We start from the raw sequence: 18,565 nt of genomic DNA, 5'->3' as shown, positions 1-18,565 counted from the left end.
GCCGGCATGCTCTGGGATCAATTTCTGGTTCGCAAAGAAGAACGAATTCAAAAAAGAATTAAATTTTTGGGTATGCTTGTTCTCGGTCTGGTGGGATTGCTCGGCGTACGTATTGCTTATTTGCAGCTGGTGCAAGGCGAGCGTTATCTTGAACTTTCCGCGCGTAATCGGGTGCGCCCGGTCCCGATCAAGGCACAACGCGGATTGATTTATGACCGGCATGGTGAGCTGCTGGTGGGTAATGTTTCTACGTTTGGGGTTTCCATGATTCCGGCCGCCCTGCCAAGTGAACCGGAAAAAAGGGCAGCCATATTTGAATTGCTGCAAACCATTTTAGAAATATCGCCTGAGGCGATTGAGAAAAAGCTTAAGCAACGAAAACTCCGGTATTATGAACCCCTCCGTTTGAAAAGCAATGTCGGGCGGGAAATTGCTTTGCTGATTGAGGAACATCGTCCCGAACTTCCCGGAGTGGTAGTGCTGACCGAGTCGCAGCGTAGTTATAAATTCGGGCAATTGGGGTTTCATGTGCTGGGGTATGTCGGCGAGATTTCGGAACAGGCGCTTGCATTGCGCGAAGGGTATCAAAGCGGAGATGTTATCGGACAGTCGGGTGTGGAGAAAGTTTATGACCGGTATTTAAAGGGGCGCAATGGCTGGCTTCAGATTGAAGTGGATGCCCTGGGCAGGCAGATGGGAATTTTAGGCCGGGAGAGTCCCTGGGTGGGACACAATTTGGTAATTTCTTTGGATCGTGAGCTGCAAGCCAAAGCGGAAATGATCCTCGAAGGCCAAAGGGGTGTGATTATTCTTGGTGATGTGCGTACCGGTGAGATTCTGGCCATGGCATCATCGCCCACGTTTGATGCCAATCAGTTTGCCCGGGGGATTACCCCCAAAGCGTGGAAACGGATTCGGCAGAACCGTAATTATCCACTGACCAACCGGGCGGTGCAGGGACTTTATCCGCCGGGATCAATTTTTAAAATTGTCACCTTGTTGGCGTCGCTGGAAGAAAAATTGGTGACATCCAAGACACAGTTTCACTGTAAGGGTATTTTCTGGATATCCACCTGGCCGTATCGCTGCTGGAAGGATACCGGGCATAAGTATGTAAACGCGTATAAATCGTTGGTGGAGTCGTGTGATGTTTATTATTACCAGTTGGGATTGCGCATCAAGGTGGACAAACTGGGGAAATGGGCCAAAGCATTTGGGTATGGATTTCCCAGTGGAATTGATCTGCCCAATGAACTTTCGGGGTTGGTACCCAGCGCACAGTGGAAAGAGCGGACCCAGAATATGCCCTGGTTTCCCGGGAATACCGTCATGATGTCGATTGGCCAGGGATACATTTTGGCCACGCCTATACAGATATATAATACCGCAGTGGCCGCAGCCAACCGGGGTGTGATCTATCGTCCGCATTTTCTCAAGGAAGTACGGAGCAAATCCGGGCGTTTGATTCACGAGGTTAAACCTGAGGTGATGTTTAGAGTCAATGCATCCCGGGAAAATTGGGACCTGATACGCAAAGCCATGGCAGGTGTTGTTCGGAGTAAGCGCGGGACCGGAAAAAATGCCCGGATTCAAGGGGTGCGTGTTGCAGGCAAGACCGCCACCTCACAAAATCCGCATGGTGAGGACCATGCCGGTTTTATTGCTTTTGCACCTTATGCTGAACCGGAAGTGGCGTTGCTGGTTTATTTGGAAAATGCCGGCGGCGGCGGCGCGATGGCTGCACCACTGGCAAAAAAAATGTTGGAGGCCTATTTTGGCATACCATCCCAGGATGACATGGAAGCGCAGTAAATCGGCCCGGCCTGTTCATCTGGCACGGGAAATGGACCTGACAATTTTATTGCCTGCATTGGTGCTGGCCTTGATTGGTGTTGCGATGGTTTATGCGGCAACCTTCAGCAACACCGGGGGGGCGGTTTTTTATTTGAAACAATTGGTCTGGATTGCCGTCGGTTTGGTGGGCATGCTCTTTTTTGCGTCACTTGATTTTCATGTATTAATACAGCGGTATGCCCAACCGGCCTATTGGGTATTGGTGGTGCTGCTGGCGGTTTTGCTGGCAGCCGGGGATCAGATCTCGGGTTCCAAGCGTTGGCTGGCTGTAGGGCCTTTTAGTTTTCAACCATCTGAATTTGCCAAGATCGCGACTACCCTGGTGCTGGCAAAATTTTTAGCATCACGTCAGGATAAAGTGCGTGACTGGCAGACGCTGTTCGGCGCTTTTTTGCTGGCCTTGATTCCGATGGTGCTTATTTTGCGGGAACCTGATTTGGGTACGGCGCTGGTTTTCCTGCCCCTGCTTTTTGCGATGTTGTTTACGGTGGGGGTGCCGGTGCAGCGCCTGTTTATGATTGTCGGGGCGGGGATATTGACCTCGCCCTTGGTCTGGATGCTGCTTAAAGATTATCAGCAGCGCAGACTGGTTGCTTTTTTAAATCCGTCATCGGATACGCTGGGTGCCGGATACAATGTCATCCAATCCAAAATAGCCATTGGGTCGGGCGGGTTAACCGGCAAAGGCTGGTTGGCCGGGACCCAGGGGCAGCTGCGTTTTGTGCCGGAGCATCATACTGATTTTATTTTTTCAGTGATGGCAGAAGAATGGGGATTTTTGGGTGTAAGTGTGGTATTAATATTATTCACGGTTCTGCTCCTCCAGATGCTGCGGGTGAGCAAAACGGCGCGTGATATGAATGGTAGTTTGACAGCCATCGGGCTGACCATGATTGTGTTTACTCAGTTGATCGTTAATTTAAGCGTGGCCACGGGACTGATGCCGGTCACCGGTATGACGCTTCCCTTTATCTCCTATGGCGGCTCATCCATGATTATTTCATTGAGTGTGGTGGGCATCCTGATGAGTATTTGGTCCGGACGCAAGGTAAAATAAATTGTGGGCGGCCATTGGTTCGTGTCACGCAACCGTTTTATTTACTTTGTTGATCAGTACGTTGGCCCTTGATGAATTTGTTAATAACCTGCTGGAAGGCAGTGAAATATATTTGAAGGAATGAAATTGTGAATAAACCAACGGATTACGGCCTGCTTTTGCGGGAACGGGTTTTTCCGCGCGTCCAAAAACCATCCCGGTATATGGGCGGAGAGTGGAATCAGATTAAGAAAAACATTCAAAATGTCTCAACCCGGGTTTTGCTGGCATTTCCCGATGTCTATGAAATCGGTATGTCTTACCTTGGTTTTCAAATTCTCTATGAATTGTTGAACAAGCGAAATGATGTTTTTGCCGAACGGGTCTATTCTCCCTGGCATGATGCGGAGACGCTGCTGCGTGAAGAAAAAATCCCCTTGTGCTCGCTGGAAACCTGCACACCCCTGGAGCGCTTTGATATTGTCGGTATTACACTGCAGCATGAGATGTCCTATACCAATGTGCTTAATTTGATTGATTTGGGTCAGGTCCCGGTAGAAGCGGTTTCGCGCCGTGAGGAAGATCCGTTGATTATTGGCGGCGGGCCGTGTGCTTCCAATCCCGAACCGTTGGCGGCAGTGTTTGATCTTATTGTGCTGGGCGACGGCGAGGATGTGCTCGGTGAGATCATTGAGCGCAACCAGTCACTTCAGGGACAGAGCCGGCAAACACGCATTCGCGAATTGGGAAAAATTTTTGGGGTCTATGCTCCGGCATTTTACCATCCCCGCTATTCGGACCAAGACGTCCTGACCGGGATTGATGTTGAGAAGGACATGCCGGAGACCATCCACCGGCGGGTTGCCTGGGCGCCTGCGATTCCGCAAAAACCATTGGTGCCGTATCTGGGTGTGACGCATGACCGAATCACGACCGAGCTTTTTCGGGGGTGCGCGCGCGGCTGCCGTTTTTGTCAAGCTGGAATGATTAACCGCCCGGTTCGGGAGCGGCCGGCCCAGGACATTATGGACCAGATTGTGCACGCGCTGGCCAAGACGGGGTATGACGAAGTTTCGGTAACTTCACTCTCGTCCGGGGATTACACCCAGCTTTTACCGTTGATTCGTACGCTGATGCACCGGTTATCCCAAGAGCGGATCGCGCTCTCTTTTCCTTCATTGCGGCTTGATTCCTTTCACACCGAATTGGCTGAAACCGTCCGTCAGGTACGCAAGACCGGACTCACGTTTGCGCCGGAGGCCGGCAGCGCGCGCTTGCGGCGTGTGATTAATAAAAGTATGGATGAAGCCGGTTTTACCAAAAATATCGGTGAGGTTTTTGCCGAAGGCTGGGACCTGGTGAAACTCTATTTTATGATTGGGTTGCCTACCGAGGTTGATGAGGATATTGCGGCGATTACACAATTGGTCCGGCGGATTGCGTATGCCGCCAAGCAGGCAAAATCCGGACGGCGGGCACCGCGGGTTAAATTAAGCGTCAATGTTTTTGTTCCCAAACCGCATACGCCGTTTCAGTGGGAAGCACAGATTTCCCGGGAGGTTGCCTGGCAGCGACTGGAATATCTGGCAAAGACATTGCCCAAAGCGGCGGGGTTCAGGATCGGTGCGCGTACCCGGGAGGAATTGAACCGGAGCTATCTGGAAGGTGTTTTGGCCAGAGGCGATCGCAAGTTGTGGCCGGTAATTTATTCTGCCTGGCAAGACGGTGCACGGTTTGATTCCTGGGGGGATGAATTCAAATTTGAACGCTGGGTTCGGGCTTTTGAAAAACATAAGATTGATCCGGATGCGTATGCTTTGCGTGAACGTACCCAAGAGGAGATTTTGCCCTGGCTGCATCTGGATATGGGTATCCAAACAGCTTATTTAAAGAAAGAACGGGAGCGTTCACGCAAGGAAGCGGCAACCCCGGATTGCCGGTTGGAAAATATTTGTAATGTTTGCGGCGCGGAGGACCCGGCGCACTGTCCCAAACCTGCGGCCGAGGCATTGTCAGCGCCGGTGCTGAAACCACAACAACCCTTTGTCAGACCGGAACGGGAGAGTGTGCGTATCCGGCTGCTGTATGAAAAAATCGGGGATATCCGTTTTGTGGGGCACCTTGATTTGGTCAATTTATTTCGCCGGGCGGCACGCCGGGCAGGCTTACCCTTGCATTATTCCATCGGGTTTCATCCCCAACCTGCACTGGCATTCGGACCGCCTTTGCCTTTGGGCGTATCGGGATTGCAGGAATGGGCGGATATGGGATTGGACCGCTGGATGGATCCTGAAATCATCCCCGGACGTTTAAATGAAAAAATGCCGGCAGGGATTCGGATACAAGGGGCGCGGGAGATTCCTTTGGTGACCCCGGCATTGAACAGCCAGATTAATCACGGGGACTATGCGGTGACCTTTCCTGCGTTGGATGAAGAACAGCGTGTTGAACTTACCAAGAAAATAAAGGTCCTGGCCGGTCCCGAACCTGTGCTGCGTTCACAATGGTCCAAGAAAGGATCTGTGGAGGTTGATTTGTGCACCCCGCTTCGTCAGATGCGATGGGAGACGGAGGCATCTTTGCCGGTGGTGCGTTTTTTGCATGTGATGGGGCAACCCCGGACCGCGAAGATCCCGACCGTGCTTGCGTATTTAAGTGAAGGTTTGGTCCCGGTATGGGAGGTCCGCTGTACGCGGTTGGCCTCAGGAAAGGGACATGACAATCAAGTGGTGGTTCCCTGAAAAATTCGGGAGAACCGGTTAAGCAGATGAAAATACCGTCCTTGAGACGGATTAAAAAGAATTTTGAAAAGAGGAATAAACTGATGGCAAGAATACCCAGAAGGAAAATCAGGAAAGATGGGCCGGTTTTGACACCCCTGACAACACAAGCCAGGGAAATGATGGTGTCGCAGGATGAGTTTGAAACGCGCATTGCTTTTCTTGAAGATGGCAAACTGGCTGAATATTATTATGAAAGAAATGAGGCAAGCTCGATTGTAGGCAATATCTATAAAGCCAAAGTGACTGCGGTCCTGCCGGGATTACAGGCGGCTTTTGTGGATATTGGATTGGAAAAGGCCGGTTTTTTACATGCGCGGGACATCATGGATGATTCCATCACAATTGAGGAATTTATGAATGCCCAGAAGGCGCGCAAACACGAGGAGACGCCGAGTGTGGAAGAGGCGGAAGATCGTGCCAAGAAGATGGGCAACAACCGGCGTGAATCGGAAGGCGGCCGCTCCAAGCGTCTGATCCAGGATCTTTTGAAAAAAGGACAGGAAATTTTAGTTCAGGTGGAAAAAGCGCCCATCTCCACCAAGGGTCCGCGTTTGACCGGTCAGATATCCATGCCGGCACGTTTATTGGTTTTGATTCCAGGTGCTGAGCATACCGGGGTTTCACACCGGATTGCCGATGATAAAGAACGTTCCCGGCTTAAAAAAGCGCTGGCCAAGATCATGCCCAAGGGATTCGGCGCGATTGCCCGAACCTCGGCCGTCAATGCCACGGAGAAGGAACTCAAGTCAGAGGTCAAATATTTGGTCAACCTCTATAAGCAAATTAAGACCAAGGAAAAAAAATCCGGATCGCCGGTATTGGTGCATGCCGAGCAAGGGCTTTTACACCGCGTGGCGCGGGATGTGATGACCGGCGAGGACAAGCGGATTGTGATTGATGCGCCCAAACAAGGACGGCAGATTAAAAAGTGGCTCGATTCTTTTTTGTCTTCGATCAACCCGTCGATTGAACTTCACAAGGGCAACCTGCCCTTGTTTGAAGTGTTGAACATTGAAAATGATATTGAACGTTCCTTGAGGCCCAAGGTCTGGCTTAAATGCGGGGGTTACCTGGTGATTGAGGAGACCGAGGCGTTGGTGGTTGTGGATGTGAATACCGGACGCAATGTCGGTCGCGGCAAACAAGATGAGACGATTTTTAAAACCAATATGGAGGCAGCCCAGGAGATTGGGCGGCAGCTTCGGCTCAGGGATTTAGGCGGTATTATTGTTCTGGATTTTATTGATATGCGTATTAATGAACATAAAGAGCGGGTCTATCAGGAGCTTTCCCGGGTGGTGCGGCGTGACCGCTCCAAAACCAATGTGCGCAAGCTTACGGATCTGGGATTGATTGAGATGACCCGGAAACGGGTGCGCGGGTCTTTGCTCCGGACACTGTGCGAACCCTGTCCGGTTTGTCAGGGATTGGGTTGGGTACGTTCGACAGCGACGATCCGCTTGAATTTGCGCCGCATGCTGGATAAGGCCAAGCGGCTTTCCAAAGAAAGCGCGTTTGTGCTCCAGGTCTCGACGTACTATGCAGCTCACGGCAACAGCCTGATTTTGACAGAGCAGGCCATGGCGATGAAGATTAAGCTCTCGATTGCAGTGAATCCGGAACTTCACCCGGAAGAAATGCAGATTGTCTCAGCATTGACCGATGTTGTGATTGTTGGTACTGAATGATGATTTTGTAAAGTCGGTATGATGGGTATTTTTAGGTGCCCCGGCTGCAAAATAGTATTGAAGTATATATAACGGGTAAGTGCTAAGTATCCAGGAACCGTTTTCAGCATTAGAAAACGAAAATACTCTGCACAGAGTAGTGGTTGCTGCTGGGCTTGTGGTGAATGGTAGAAATATATATTCGATTCTAATGCTGAAAACGGTTCCTGGATACTTAGCAACCCGGTATGCAAAATCATAAATAGTTGCAGTAGGATAGATATTTTTGGCTTGCGGAAACCGGGGGGATTGAAGATAACGGTGGAGAACCCAAAGGTTTGTAGGACCATTGTTTGAAGGGAGAACGTTATGTTTGATAACATCAAAGCGGTTTTTTCCAAAGATCCTGCGGCACGCAATTTGTTGGAGGTGGTTTTTTGCTATCCCGGACTGCATGCCATCTGGATGCATCGTCTGGCACATGTTCTTTGGGTGATTCATTTAAAAATCCCGGGGCGGATGCTCTCCAATATTAATCGTTTTTTAACCGGGATTGATATCCATCCAGGTGCCAAAATCGGCAAAGGTGTTTTCATTGATCATGGTATGGGGGTCGTGATCGGTGAGACAACCGTGATCGGTGATCGGGTACTGATTTATCAAGGTGTTACGCTGGGTGGAACATCGCTTAAAAAGGCCAAGCGGCATCCTACTATTGAATCGGATGTGGTTATCGGTGCAGGCGCCAAGGTGCTGGGCGCGCTCACCGTGGGTCAGGCGGCCAAGATTGGGACCATGGCCGTGGTGGTGCGTGATATACCTGCCGGCTGTACCGTGGTGGGTAATCCGGGCAAGATCGTCCGCTTGGCAACCGGAGAGCGGCCGGCTTCATTGTTGGAACATGATAAGTTGCCGGACCCGGTGCAAGATGTGGTGCGGCATCTGGATAACCGTATTATTGCATTGACCAAGCTGATGCTTGAGAAAAAGTGTTTCACGGAAAATGAGTTTGAGAAGCAGCATATGCAAGAGGAAGAAGCACAGATCGAAGCTTTTTTAGAGCAGGAACTCCCGAGCGAGTAAAACGGATGGAGTTATCGTGTTCGCGCTCACAGGATAAAAATCCACAGGCTTACCCGGCATACGCCGGGCAGGCTGCCCATCGTGTTCGCGTTGGCACGAGAAGGCAATTGAAATCAAGGGCGGCAAACGGTATAAAATATAGCGTATTTTTTGAGATGAGGTTGTAAGCTGATGAAAATTGTCGGGCTGTGCGCATCACCCCGGGCACAAGGCAATACCCTGCGTCTGCTTAATCACTTTTTGGACCAATGCGAGGCATTGGGTGCGACAACAGTGGTGTACAGTGTCCGGGATTTTAAAGTGGATTTTTGTCGCGGATGCGAGCAATGCATGCGGCTGGGGACTTGTCCCGTGGCGGATGATTATAGTCCGCTGTTGCCGGAAATAGTGGATGCCGATGCCCTGGTTTTGGCGACACCCAATTATGCCTTTGACATGTCTGCGCAGCTCAAAGCGGTCCTTGACCGTAGCCATGCATTTCTTTATTACAGTCAGGCATTGCGTGGAAAATACGGCATTGGTATTTGTGTGGGCGGTCACCGGGCCATGACGCGGAAGATCGCTGCGTGGTGCGCGCAAGCCGTCTGGCTTTGCGGCGGCAATGCAGTCGGCGTATTATGGGGTGTCTCTAAATGCCGGGACAAAAAGGGGTTGATTAAAGAAAAAAAGGTTTTTATGCAGGCAAATCGGTTGGCCCAAAAATTGGTAAAGCAAATACAACAGAAAAAACAATATCCCTTCCGTGCCTGGGTACGCGAGACTTTTTTGGTCTCGAAACTGCGCCGCGGGTTTTTGCGGCGCAGGGAAGAGTATCCCTGGATTGCCGCACAATTCGAGGCCCCGAAGCATTCGCCGCAAGTTGACATCCGATGCGTGGATAGCCAGTCAGAAGAAGACGGGAAATGATGTCTGGCGGTTTAAGGATTTGTTCGGGGATGCCGGCAACGATTCCGGTATTGGGAAAAAGCGGCAGGGTGATTGCTTTTAAAAGGGAAAATAAGTATAATGAACGTTCCAAAGTATGTCTGGGGGAACTTGAGATTCAATATGTTTATAAAGTTGACCATCAGACGATACTGGTTATGTGGGAAATGGTTTGAAAATACAATAAAGGTTGCATACAACAATGAACGAATCTTCTTACAATGCAGAAACCATTGCCGAGCGGCGGAAATTTGTCCGGTATCAACTGGCACTTAAAGTCCACTATTTTAAATCGGTAGAACAATCTTTCTCAGCCGAGAAAAGCCAAAGTATTTCCCGCGATCTGGGGATTGGCGGCGTCGCTATTTTATTGGAAGAGTCCCTGAAACCGGGCCAGACCCTGAAGGTTGAGATAGCGCTTCCCAATGTTGAGGATATTTTTTCCGGTGATCAGGACAGTCTTGCGATGTCAGCCTCGGAGAAAAATATCGCCCTGCTATCCGAAGTTGTCTGGTGCCGCCAGGAAAAGGATAAGCGCTATTTGGTGGGTGTCCGGTTTTTGGATCTGGAAAAAGAGGATGCGAAGGCACTTAAATTTTTTCTCGAGGAGTACAGTCTTCGGGATCACACCCAATCCGGGTCCTAAGTCAAACCATCGGCAGCTCATCTGTCAAAAATGATTGTCAACCATTCATGAAAATAATTTTTTAATGTACTTGCCGTAAATTCTCAGCTCGCTTGCCCGGTGGACTTGCCCGGTGGACTTGCCCGGTGGACTTGCCCGGTGGACTTGCCCGGTGGACTTGCCCGGTGGACTTGCCCGGTGGACTTGCCCGGTGGACTTGCCCGGCGAACTGTGTCCGGCGAACTGTGTCCGGCGAACTGTGTCCGGCGAACTGTGTCCGGCGAACTGTGTCCGGCGAACTGTGTCCGGCGAACTGTGTCCGGCGAACTGTGTCCGGCGAATGCCGGATGCCGGATCAGAGCGGGAATTTGAATTTTTATTAAGAAAATGGGACCGTCTTGCTTAGGAGGAAGTGATGAAGAAAAAAATAGCGCTCTGGAGCATCACCGGGCTGGTGGTATTGATTTTGACCGGTATCGGGATTGTTGGTTGGAAAATGCAGCCCTTGCTGGTTTGTAAAGCTGAGCCGTTGAATGAACAGCTGCAGATTTTTATCGGGGGCGGGGGAAACAGCATTGTATTGATATCCGCAGATAAACAAAAAGTACTGGTGGTGGACACCAAAATGGGCATGTGGTCAAAACAGCTGAAAGCGTATTGTGATCAGGTTGCGCCGGATGCAGACGTGATGGTGGTCAACACCCATTACCATTCAGATCATATCAAGGGCAACGTATTGTTTCCGCAGGCACAACTGATTGCAGGTGACTATACGGATACTTTTTGGCAATCTCATGCCGGTACGCGCCTGCCGGATGAACGCATCACGGTTGGGGAAGAAACGGTGCTTGTTTTGGGGGAAGAGACGGTACATATTCGCAATATGGGGCAGGCACATACCCGGCATGATACCGTGGTCTATCTGGAAAAACGTAAGCTTTTGGTCACCGGCGATCTGGTTTTTAATGGCTGGCATCCGGCAATGTTTGAAACGGCAGGGTCGCATGTTGATAAGTGGATTTTGGTGCTGGATGACCTGATTGCGCGCTATGCAGTGGAGATATTGGTGCCCGGTCATGGGCCGGTTACGGATGGAAGCGGATTGCTTAAGCAGCGGGAGTATTTTGTGTCCTTGAGAGATGCAGCCGATGATCCGGAGAAACTGGTACAGCTTAAGAAAAAGTACAAGGAGTTTTTTACCTTGCCTTTTATGACGGGATTTGAAAAAACATTAAAATTCATCCGCGCCGAGCGGGAAAAATAATCCACGCTCCGAGTGGCGGGCTGTTTTGTTTTTTCCGGGATGATTATTTCCAGTTATTGTATAAATTTTGAAAAACCGGAGATAAGATAATGGATATTCGTTTTATTGATGATATCAAGCAGATTGATTTTACTGCGGTTACGGTACTGCTGCGCGATATGCGTTGGTGTAAAGGGATCACGCAAGCTGAGGCGGTATTTGCTGCGGAGAATTCCGCTCTGGTTTTGGCGGCTTACCATGGCGATGCACTGGCCGGATATTTGCGTGTGGTTTCGGATCGGACTTTTTTTGCTTATATTATGGATGTGGTGATTATGCCGGATTTGCGCGGCCAGGGGATCGGCAGTGCCATGATCGGGCATGCGCGCGGTCATGTTCGTTTGAAGTATGTTTACCAGTGGATGCTGCGGACACCGGATGCACAGGGGTTTTATGCCAAGCAAGGATTTCGGCCGTTGGCAAACCCGGAACAATGGATGCTGATCCAGGACAATCGGCCGGAGAATCGGGAATCAGAAAATTTTGATGAAAGTAAATAAATATGTGTGTTTAGGGGGTCTTGGCCAGACGTTCAAAATGTTTGCGGTGATGGTAACCAAAAACCGCCAAGGTCATGTATAAACGAATTTGTTTCGGCTTGGTGAACAGGGTCTGAAAAAATAGTCGCCAATAGTATTGACGCTCCTTGCCCACCACACCGAGAAACCAGGAAATTTTTAATAAAATGATAAATGTTTTGATGTTTTTATGTGTAACATTTGGGACGCAAAGCTGATATTCGGAAAAGAATGTTTGTATTCTTGCATAGTAATTTGCAGGGCTATAAATTGTTTTTGCCAGGTGGTGATAACCCGTCAGAAGTGTTTTTTTTCCCATGTGTGGTGTGAAATAAAGCGTCCCATCGGTATTGTTGTCGGGAATTCCTTCCAACAAGCGATTTTCTTTTTCGAGCCGTGAATACAGTCGTGTTCCAAAAAGGGGTTGGAGAAGACCTACCATGGCGGTGACAATACCGCTTTTTTGAATGAATGCGATCTGATCTTGAAAAATGTGGGGGGGGTCTTGATCAAATCCTACAATAAAACCGCCCTGTACTTGTAACCCGGATCGCTGTATTTTTTTGACGCTGCCGACCAGATCACGTTTAAGATTTTGATGCTTGGCACACGCTTGTAAACTGGCTTCGTGAGTGGTTTCGATACCAATGAATACCGTATCAAATCCTGCCGCAGTCATGAGGCTGAGCAGTGCGTCGTCATCAGCCAGATTCAGCGAGACTTGGGTATAAAATGTAAAAGGAAAGTGCTTATGTTTCATCCAGTCTGCTATGGCCGGTAGAAGTTCGTTTTTTAACTGCTGTTTATTTCCAATGAAATTATCATCAACAAACAAAACCTGGTCTCGCCAACCGCTTGTATAGATCTGATCCAGTTCTTTTAAAATTTGATCTGTGGATTTTGTGCGTTGGCGATTTCCAAACAATTTTGTGATATCACAAAAATCACAATTAAACGGACAACCGCGGGAGTATTGTATGGTCATTAAAAAATAATCTTGTGTGTTTACCAAATTCCAGCGGGGGTGCGGTGTGGTAGTCATGTCGGCCCAGTCAGAGGTGGTATAGATTTTTTTTGGTTTCCCGGCATGCCAGTCTTGAAGAAAAAGCGGGAAGGTGATTTCCGCTTCATTCAATATAAAATGATGAATATCCGGATACTGTGTATGATTTGATGTGAACAAAGGGCCGCCGGCAATTATTTTTTTCTCGTATTTCTTGCATAAACGTATCACTTGGGAGAGCGAGGCGGCTTGCAACTGAATGGCACTGACGAACACCAGATCTGCCTGACGAATGTCCTGTTTTTTTAAACGCCGGACATTCATGTCGGTCAGGCGAACATCCCATTCAGGCGGCAGTAGATTGGCCAAGGTTAATAAACCCAATGGTGGTGTGACCGCTTTTTTAAAAACAAATGAAAGGGCATGCTTAAAGCCCCAAAATGAGTCGGCAAATTTCGGATATATCATTAGTACTTTCAAGAATAGCTCCAAATAAAAATAAGTAATGTACTATTCACAGATTACATGAATTGTATTGATTTGAAAAGAGTTTAAAGATTGATAAAAAACAGTATGGTTGCATGGCGGCTGGAATATATGACTATGTTGACGGCGCGGGGGATTTTACTATTGACTCTCTGCCATGGGCTTTGTTAATATGCAGCGCGAAAAATTCTCACAGTAATTCTTTTCTTGCCTTCTGCTTGCTGCGTTTTTTCCCCGATTGAAAAGAGAAGCTGCTGGTGGATATTCCTGTTACAGACGGTTCGTTGGGAACCGACAATATACGATGATGAAAATAAAAAAAATGAAGGGGTGAACACATGAGTGTGGAAATGATGATTTACATAATTCCGGCGGCCGGTGTGCTTGCATTGCTTTTTGCTTACATTAAAGCGAAATCCGTGAACAAAGCAGACGGCGGTACGGATAAAATGAAGGAAATCGGCGGACATATCCGCGATGGCGCGATGGCCTTTTTAGCCAGGGAGTATAAGGTGCTGGCGATATTTGTTGCTGCGGTCGCGTTGTTGCTGGGGTTTGCCAATGCCGGTATGGAAAATTCAAGCTGGATGCTCGGGCTTTCTTTTGTGGTCGGTGCAATCTGCTCCGGATTGGCGGGATTTTTTGGAATGCGCGTGGCGACAGCCGCTAATTTCCGTACCACCGCAGCTGCTCGTAAGAGTTTGAATGCCGCATTGAACGTTGCTTTCAGCGGCGGCGCGGTCATGGGCATGAGTGTTGTCGGTCTGGCAACCCTGGGTCTGGGACTCTTACTGGTCGTTTATACGAATCTCTGGAACTTTGCCGGCAATGAGACCGCGATTGTTATTAACACTTTATCCGGTTTTTCCCTGGGGGCCAGCTCAATCGCCTTGTTTGCCCGGGTAGGCGGCGGTATTTATACCAAGGCGGCGGATGTGGGCGCTGATCTGGTGGGTAAGGTGGAAGCCGGTATTCCGGAAGATGATCCACGCAATCCTGCCACCATTGCAGACAATGTCGGTGACAATGTGGGTGATGTGGCAGGCATGGGTGCGGACTTGTTTGAGTCTTATGTGGGATCAATCATCGGGGCCATGGTTTTGGGTGCGCTCTGGATTCCCGCCATCGGTGCGGTGGATGAAAGCATGAAGCTTAACGCCATCATGCTGCCCTTTATTATTGCCGCAGCCGGTATAGTGTTCTCAATTGTGGGTACTTTTTTCGTCAGCACCAAGGAAGGCGGGAATCCGCAGACAGCTTTGAATATGGGGACTTTTTTAACCGCCGGTTTGATGGCGGTTGTCACGATTATATTAATTAAGATTATGTTGCCTGCGCAGTTTACGGTGGGAACGAAAACGTTTCATTGGTGGGGCATTGCGCTGGCAACGGTCGTGGGTTTGGCTGCCGGTCTGCTGATTGCGGCGATTACGGAATATTATACTGCTGAAAATCAGAAACCGGTCAGGAGTATTGCCCAGGCATCACAGACCGGGAGTGCCACCAATATTATAAAAGGGTTGGCCATGGGCATGCAGTCAACCGCGCTGCCTTTGATTGTGATCGCGGTTACGATTGTCGTGGCGTATCAGTTTTCCGGTCTCTACGGAATTGCCATCGGTGCTCTGGGGATGCTTTCCACCACCGGGATTCAACTTGCGGTTGATGCCTACGGCCCGATCGCGGACAATGCCGGCGGTATTGCTGAGATGAGCGGGCTGCCTAAAGAAGTTCGTGAGCGGACCGATAAACTGGATGCTGTGGGCAATACCACAGCTGCCATTGGCAAGGGTTTTGCCATTGGTTCGGCAGCCCTGACGGCGTTGGCGCTGTTTGCTGCTTTCAGAGCCCAGGTGGGTTTGACAACGATTGATATTTCCGATCCGGTGGTGATGGCCGGTCTGTTTATCGGCGGTATGCTGCCGTTTCTTTTCAGCTCGTTTTCTATGAATGCCGTGGGCCGTGCTGCTCAGGCCATGATTGAAGAAGTGCGGCGTCAGTTCAAAGACATCCCCGGCCTGATGGAAGGCAAAGCCACGGCGGAATATGCCAAGTGTGTGGATATTTCAACCACCGCCGCGATTCGTGAGATGATTATGCCCGGTCTGCTGGCAGTGGTTGTGCCGGTGATCGTGGGCTTTATCAGTATTAAAGCATTGGGTGGTTTGTTGGCAGGTGTGACGGTTACCGGCGTACTGATGGCATTGTTCATGTCCAATGCAGGTGGTGCCTGGGATAATGCCAAAAAGCACATCGAAGGCGGCGCGTTCGGCGGCAAGGGTTCAGATACGCATAAAGCTGCTGTTGTGGGTGATACAGTAGGCGATCCTTTTAAGGACACCTCCGGACCCTCCCTGAATATTCTTATTAAGTTGATGAGTGTGGTGTCTCTGGTTTTGGCACCGATTTTTGTCAAATGGGGAAATTTATTTTTCTAACCGGCGGCTAAAAAACAGGTAAGCAGGATTAAAAGGGGGCGGGAATTTTTTCCGCCCCTTTTTTTATTTTATAAAAAAACACACATATGTCTAAATTAAAAAATACGGCAGCTAACAGGATCGGCTATTTAATGTTTTTATCTTTTATTTTAAGTGTTTTAATTCGTGGAAGGATTTTGTTTTTGTTGTTTGAAATAATTTTTAAAAGACTGGATTTTTTCAGGTGTCCTACTTAGAATAGCGGCATCTTTTATTAAGGGGTGATAATAATGAAAAAGAATTTACTTGTTTTAGCCGGTATTATGATGGTGCTGCCGTGCATGGTTGGCAGTACGTTTGCAGAAGAGGTTGTGGCAGCGCCTATCGAGGCAGAAGCGGCGGCAGCAGTAGAAGCGGCGGCAGCAGTAGAAGCACCGGCAGCAGTAGAAGCACCGGCAGCAGTAGAAGCACCGGCAGCAGTAGAAGCACCGGCAGCAGTAGAAGCACCGGCAGCAGTAGAAGCACCGGCAGCAGTAGAAGCACCGGCAGCAACAGAAGCGCCAAAATCACCTTATGGGTGGAAACCGGAAGTGATCGGCAACCTTAATCTTTCTCAGAATGAATTTGATAACTGGAGTGCCGGTGGGGAAGACAATCTTACCTGGCAGCTTTTAATCAAGGGTAAATATGAAAATCAGCAGGAAAAATATAAATGGACCAATTCCGGCAAACTTGCTTATGGTGAGACCAAGACCGGTGAGGCTGATTTTGTAAAATCCGATGATGCGGTGAAGGTGGAAAGTGTTTATACGCATAAAGTGGCGGAATTTATTAATCCCTATGCCGCGATTAAGGGGGAAAGCCAGATAGCGCCCGGGTATGATTACTCTGCAGTGGAGCCTGTCAAGGTCTCGGCTTTTTTAGATCCGGGCTATTTTACCGAGAGTCTGGGACTGGGATATCAACAAGGGGATGTGTTTGAAACCCGGTTTGGTTTTGCGGCGCATCAAACTGTGAGCGATGAATTTGCAGTGGTTTACTCTGATGATCCGGCAACAGAAGGCTTGGAGAAAATCAAGAGTGAACTTGGTTTGGAATCGGTATCGACACTCAAACTCAAACTAAGTGATATTGTGCTGTTTACCTCTACGCTGGAACTCTTTTCTAATTTGAAAGCTGCGGATCAAATTGATGTTCGCTGGGAGAATGTGTTTACAGCAGTAATCTCAAAATATATCAATGTGAATGTGAGTGTTGAGCTGGCCTATGATAAAGATATTTCAACCCGCAGACAACTCAAAGAAGTGCTGGCAATCGGGATGACTTATTCGCTTTTTAATTGAGCCTCGATTTTTTTCAACTCTTTTTGCAGCGGAGGAATTTCCGAAGTGCGACCCAGCAGTTTGAGCAGCGCAATGTAATTGCTGGTGACTTTATACCGGTGAGGATGTTCCACGTCCAATGCGTTTTTTTGGATGGAGAGGGCGCGTCGGTAAAGCGGCAGGGCTTCTTTGTTCCGGCCTTGCTTGATTAAAATCTGGGCCAGCAGATCAAGGTCCAGCGCGACACGCGGGTGGAGTTTTCCCAAGTCATCCCGGTGTAATTTCAATGCCTGGCGTGCCATGGGTTCAGCTTCCATGATGCGGCCGGAAGTCAGATAGAGCGAGGCCAGGTTATACAGCGACTGAACATAATCATGCCGCAGTGCTTTGCTTTTCTGTTTTTCCAGCAGCAAAGAGCGGATCGATACTTCGATCGCCAGCATGATTTTTCCCTGGCGGCGGTAAATGTTTTCCAGATTGTTTAAGTAAGGCTGGAGTGCCGGACTGTCGTTGCCGAGCTGCTGCTCGCGGGCAGCCAGCACGTCACGGTATAATTTTTCCGCTTTTTGGGTTTTGTTCTGAGCATCATAAATAAAAGCCAGATTATTCATCGCTTCGGTCACCCGCGGATCAACAGTATTCAGATTTGTTTTTAAAATGGTCAGTGCCCGCAAGCCGAAAGCCTCGGCTTCTTTATAATTACCTTCAAAACGATATGTTTCGGAAAGATGGACCATCAGGATGCCGGTTTCGATATGGTTGGGTCCCAGTTCCAGTTCTTTTATGGCAATGGCGCGGTTCAGGAGAATCCGGGCCGGTTCGTGATTTCCCTGGAGATTATGGAGGAAAACCACGTTGTTCAATGAGGTGGCAACATGCAGGTGGTTGCTGCCAAAAGATTTTTCCGCATAGGCCAGCGCCTTGACGGCAACATTTGTGGCGTCGGTATATTGACCGCTGTTAAAATATTTTGTCACCTCGCGGTTCATGGCGGCCCATTTGCGGCTGGGGGAACAGCCGGTTAAACTGGTCAATGTGAGGGTAAGAGTAAAAAATAAAATAAGCAAACGTTGGGTCATGAACCATTCTCCTTTTTGGATGCTAAAAGTCATTGCTGGTTTTTTCTTCAGGATTTTTTCTGCAACCTGTCTCAGTGATCCCGGTTGCGTAGACATAACCATCTGAAATAAAAGAGGTTTGCCCCTGATGTTCCCCGGCCAATATCATTGATTGTACACTATCTTCCCCATGCGTGAAAGCAAGTCTTTTTACGTTTGCTTCCCATCTCGTGTAAGAGATGCAGAAAATCCGTGTCGCAAGCGCCATAGACCGTGCCGGGCCGGAAAATGAAGCAAGGCAGCCAAACGTCGGGAAAGGGTATTTTTTAAAAGAAAATTTGGGTTCAGCCTTTTTCAGACTGCGCTCAAGGTTGCTGGATTTGTGTGCGAAATGTTGTGAAAAACAGTATTTACATTGTGAATTGTAATTACAAGTGCGACAAATTGGGATAAAAAAGAGTCCCTCGACTCAAGAAAACTGATAAT

Annotated in this window: 14 protein-coding genes; 12 read left to right on the top strand and 2 right to left on the bottom strand. The window is 48.9% G+C overall.

The window, feature by feature from the left end:
* The first annotated feature begins 6 nt into the window (after nt 1-6).
* The 10 genes from mrdA to K8S19_12530 all read left to right on the top strand — a co-directional run bounded on the left by mrdA (nt 7) and on the right by K8S19_12530 (nt 11,775).
* Nucleotides 7-1,812, top strand: coding sequence for a penicillin-binding protein 2 (mrdA, locus tag K8S19_12575; protein ID MCD4814511.1), 1,806 nt, complete (start codon nt 7-9; stop codon nt 1,810-1,812).
* Nucleotides 1,775-2,911 (top strand): rod shape-determining protein RodA, encoded by a 1,137-nt coding sequence (gene rodA / locus K8S19_12570; GenBank protein MCD4814510.1) that lies wholly within the window; start codon nt 1,775-1,777, stop codon nt 2,909-2,911. Before mrdA ends, rodA begins: the two co-directional genes overlap by 38 nt.
* Nucleotides 2,912-3,039: 128 nt before the next feature.
* Nucleotides 3,040-5,631: a TIGR03960 family B12-binding radical SAM protein gene (locus K8S19_12565; protein ID MCD4814509.1), complete on the top strand. Its 2,592-nt coding sequence runs from the start codon at nt 3,040-3,042 to the stop codon at nt 5,629-5,631.
* A gap of 83 nt (nt 5,632-5,714) precedes the next feature.
* Nucleotides 5,715-7,361: an Rne/Rng family ribonuclease gene (locus K8S19_12560; GenBank protein ID MCD4814508.1), complete on the top strand. Its 1,647-nt coding sequence runs from the start codon at nt 5,715-5,717 to the stop codon at nt 7,359-7,361.
* A gap of 348 nt (nt 7,362-7,709) precedes the next feature.
* Nucleotides 7,710-8,423, top strand: a complete 714-nt coding sequence (gene cysE, locus K8S19_12555; GenBank protein ID MCD4814507.1) for a serine O-acetyltransferase — start codon at nt 7,710-7,712, stop codon at nt 8,421-8,423.
* 171 nt (nt 8,424-8,594) lie between these two features.
* Entirely contained in the window at nt 8,595-9,329 is a 735-nt protein-coding gene (locus K8S19_12550) for a flavodoxin family protein (protein MCD4814506.1), read from the top strand.
* Nucleotides 9,330-9,358: 29 nt separating this feature from the next.
* Nucleotides 9,359-9,523 carry a hypothetical protein gene (locus K8S19_12545; protein ID MCD4814505.1) on the top strand — a complete coding sequence of 55 codons (165 nt, stop codon included), beginning with the start codon at nt 9,359-9,361 and terminating at the stop codon, nt 9,521-9,523.
* Between the two features lie 26 nt (nt 9,524-9,549).
* Nucleotides 9,550-9,993, top strand: coding sequence for a PilZ domain-containing protein (locus tag K8S19_12540; GenBank protein ID MCD4814504.1), 444 nt, complete (start codon nt 9,550-9,552; stop codon nt 9,991-9,993).
* Nucleotides 9,994-10,387: 394 nt separating this feature from the next.
* Nucleotides 10,388-11,236, top strand: a complete 849-nt coding sequence (locus K8S19_12535; GenBank protein MCD4814503.1) for an MBL fold metallo-hydrolase — start codon at nt 10,388-10,390, stop codon at nt 11,234-11,236.
* 89 nt (nt 11,237-11,325) lie between these two features.
* A complete protein-coding gene (locus K8S19_12530; protein MCD4814502.1) occupies nt 11,326-11,775 on the top strand; it encodes a GNAT family N-acetyltransferase in 450 nt (149 codons plus the stop codon).
* A 10-nt stretch (nt 11,776-11,785) separates the two neighbouring features.
* Here the strand turns inward: K8S19_12530 and K8S19_12525 are convergent, their stop codons facing one another.
* Nucleotides 11,786-13,276, bottom strand: a complete 1,491-nt coding sequence (locus K8S19_12525; protein ID MCD4814501.1) for a B12-binding domain-containing radical SAM protein — start codon at nt 13,274-13,276, stop codon at nt 11,786-11,788.
* A 344-nt stretch (nt 13,277-13,620) separates the two neighbouring features.
* Between K8S19_12525 and K8S19_12520 the strand changes: the two genes are divergently transcribed.
* Together K8S19_12520 and K8S19_12515 are read left to right on the top strand one after the other, a co-directional pair.
* Nucleotides 13,621-15,720 (top strand): sodium-translocating pyrophosphatase, encoded by a 2,100-nt coding sequence (locus K8S19_12520; GenBank protein MCD4814500.1) that lies wholly within the window; start codon nt 13,621-13,623, stop codon nt 15,718-15,720.
* A 269-nt stretch (nt 15,721-15,989) separates the two neighbouring features.
* Nucleotides 15,990-17,042: a DUF3078 domain-containing protein gene (locus K8S19_12515; protein ID MCD4814499.1), complete on the top strand. Its 1,053-nt coding sequence runs from the start codon at nt 15,990-15,992 to the stop codon at nt 17,040-17,042.
* Here the strand turns inward: K8S19_12515 and K8S19_12510 are convergent.
* Nucleotides 17,024-18,100 carry a tetratricopeptide repeat protein gene (locus tag K8S19_12510; GenBank protein MCD4814498.1) on the bottom strand — a complete coding sequence of 359 codons (1,077 nt, stop codon included), beginning with the start codon at nt 18,098-18,100 and terminating at the stop codon, nt 17,024-17,026. The two genes, K8S19_12515 and K8S19_12510, sit on opposite strands and share 19 nt — an antisense overlap.
* Nucleotides 18,101-18,565 lie beyond the last annotated feature (465 nt).

Source organism: bacterium, from assembly GCA_021108215.1.
GTDB lineage: Bacteria > Oederibacteriota > JAAXVQ01 > JAAXVQ01 > JAUVAV01 > JAIORK01.
This window is presented reverse-complemented; position numbering and strand designations above follow the sequence as displayed.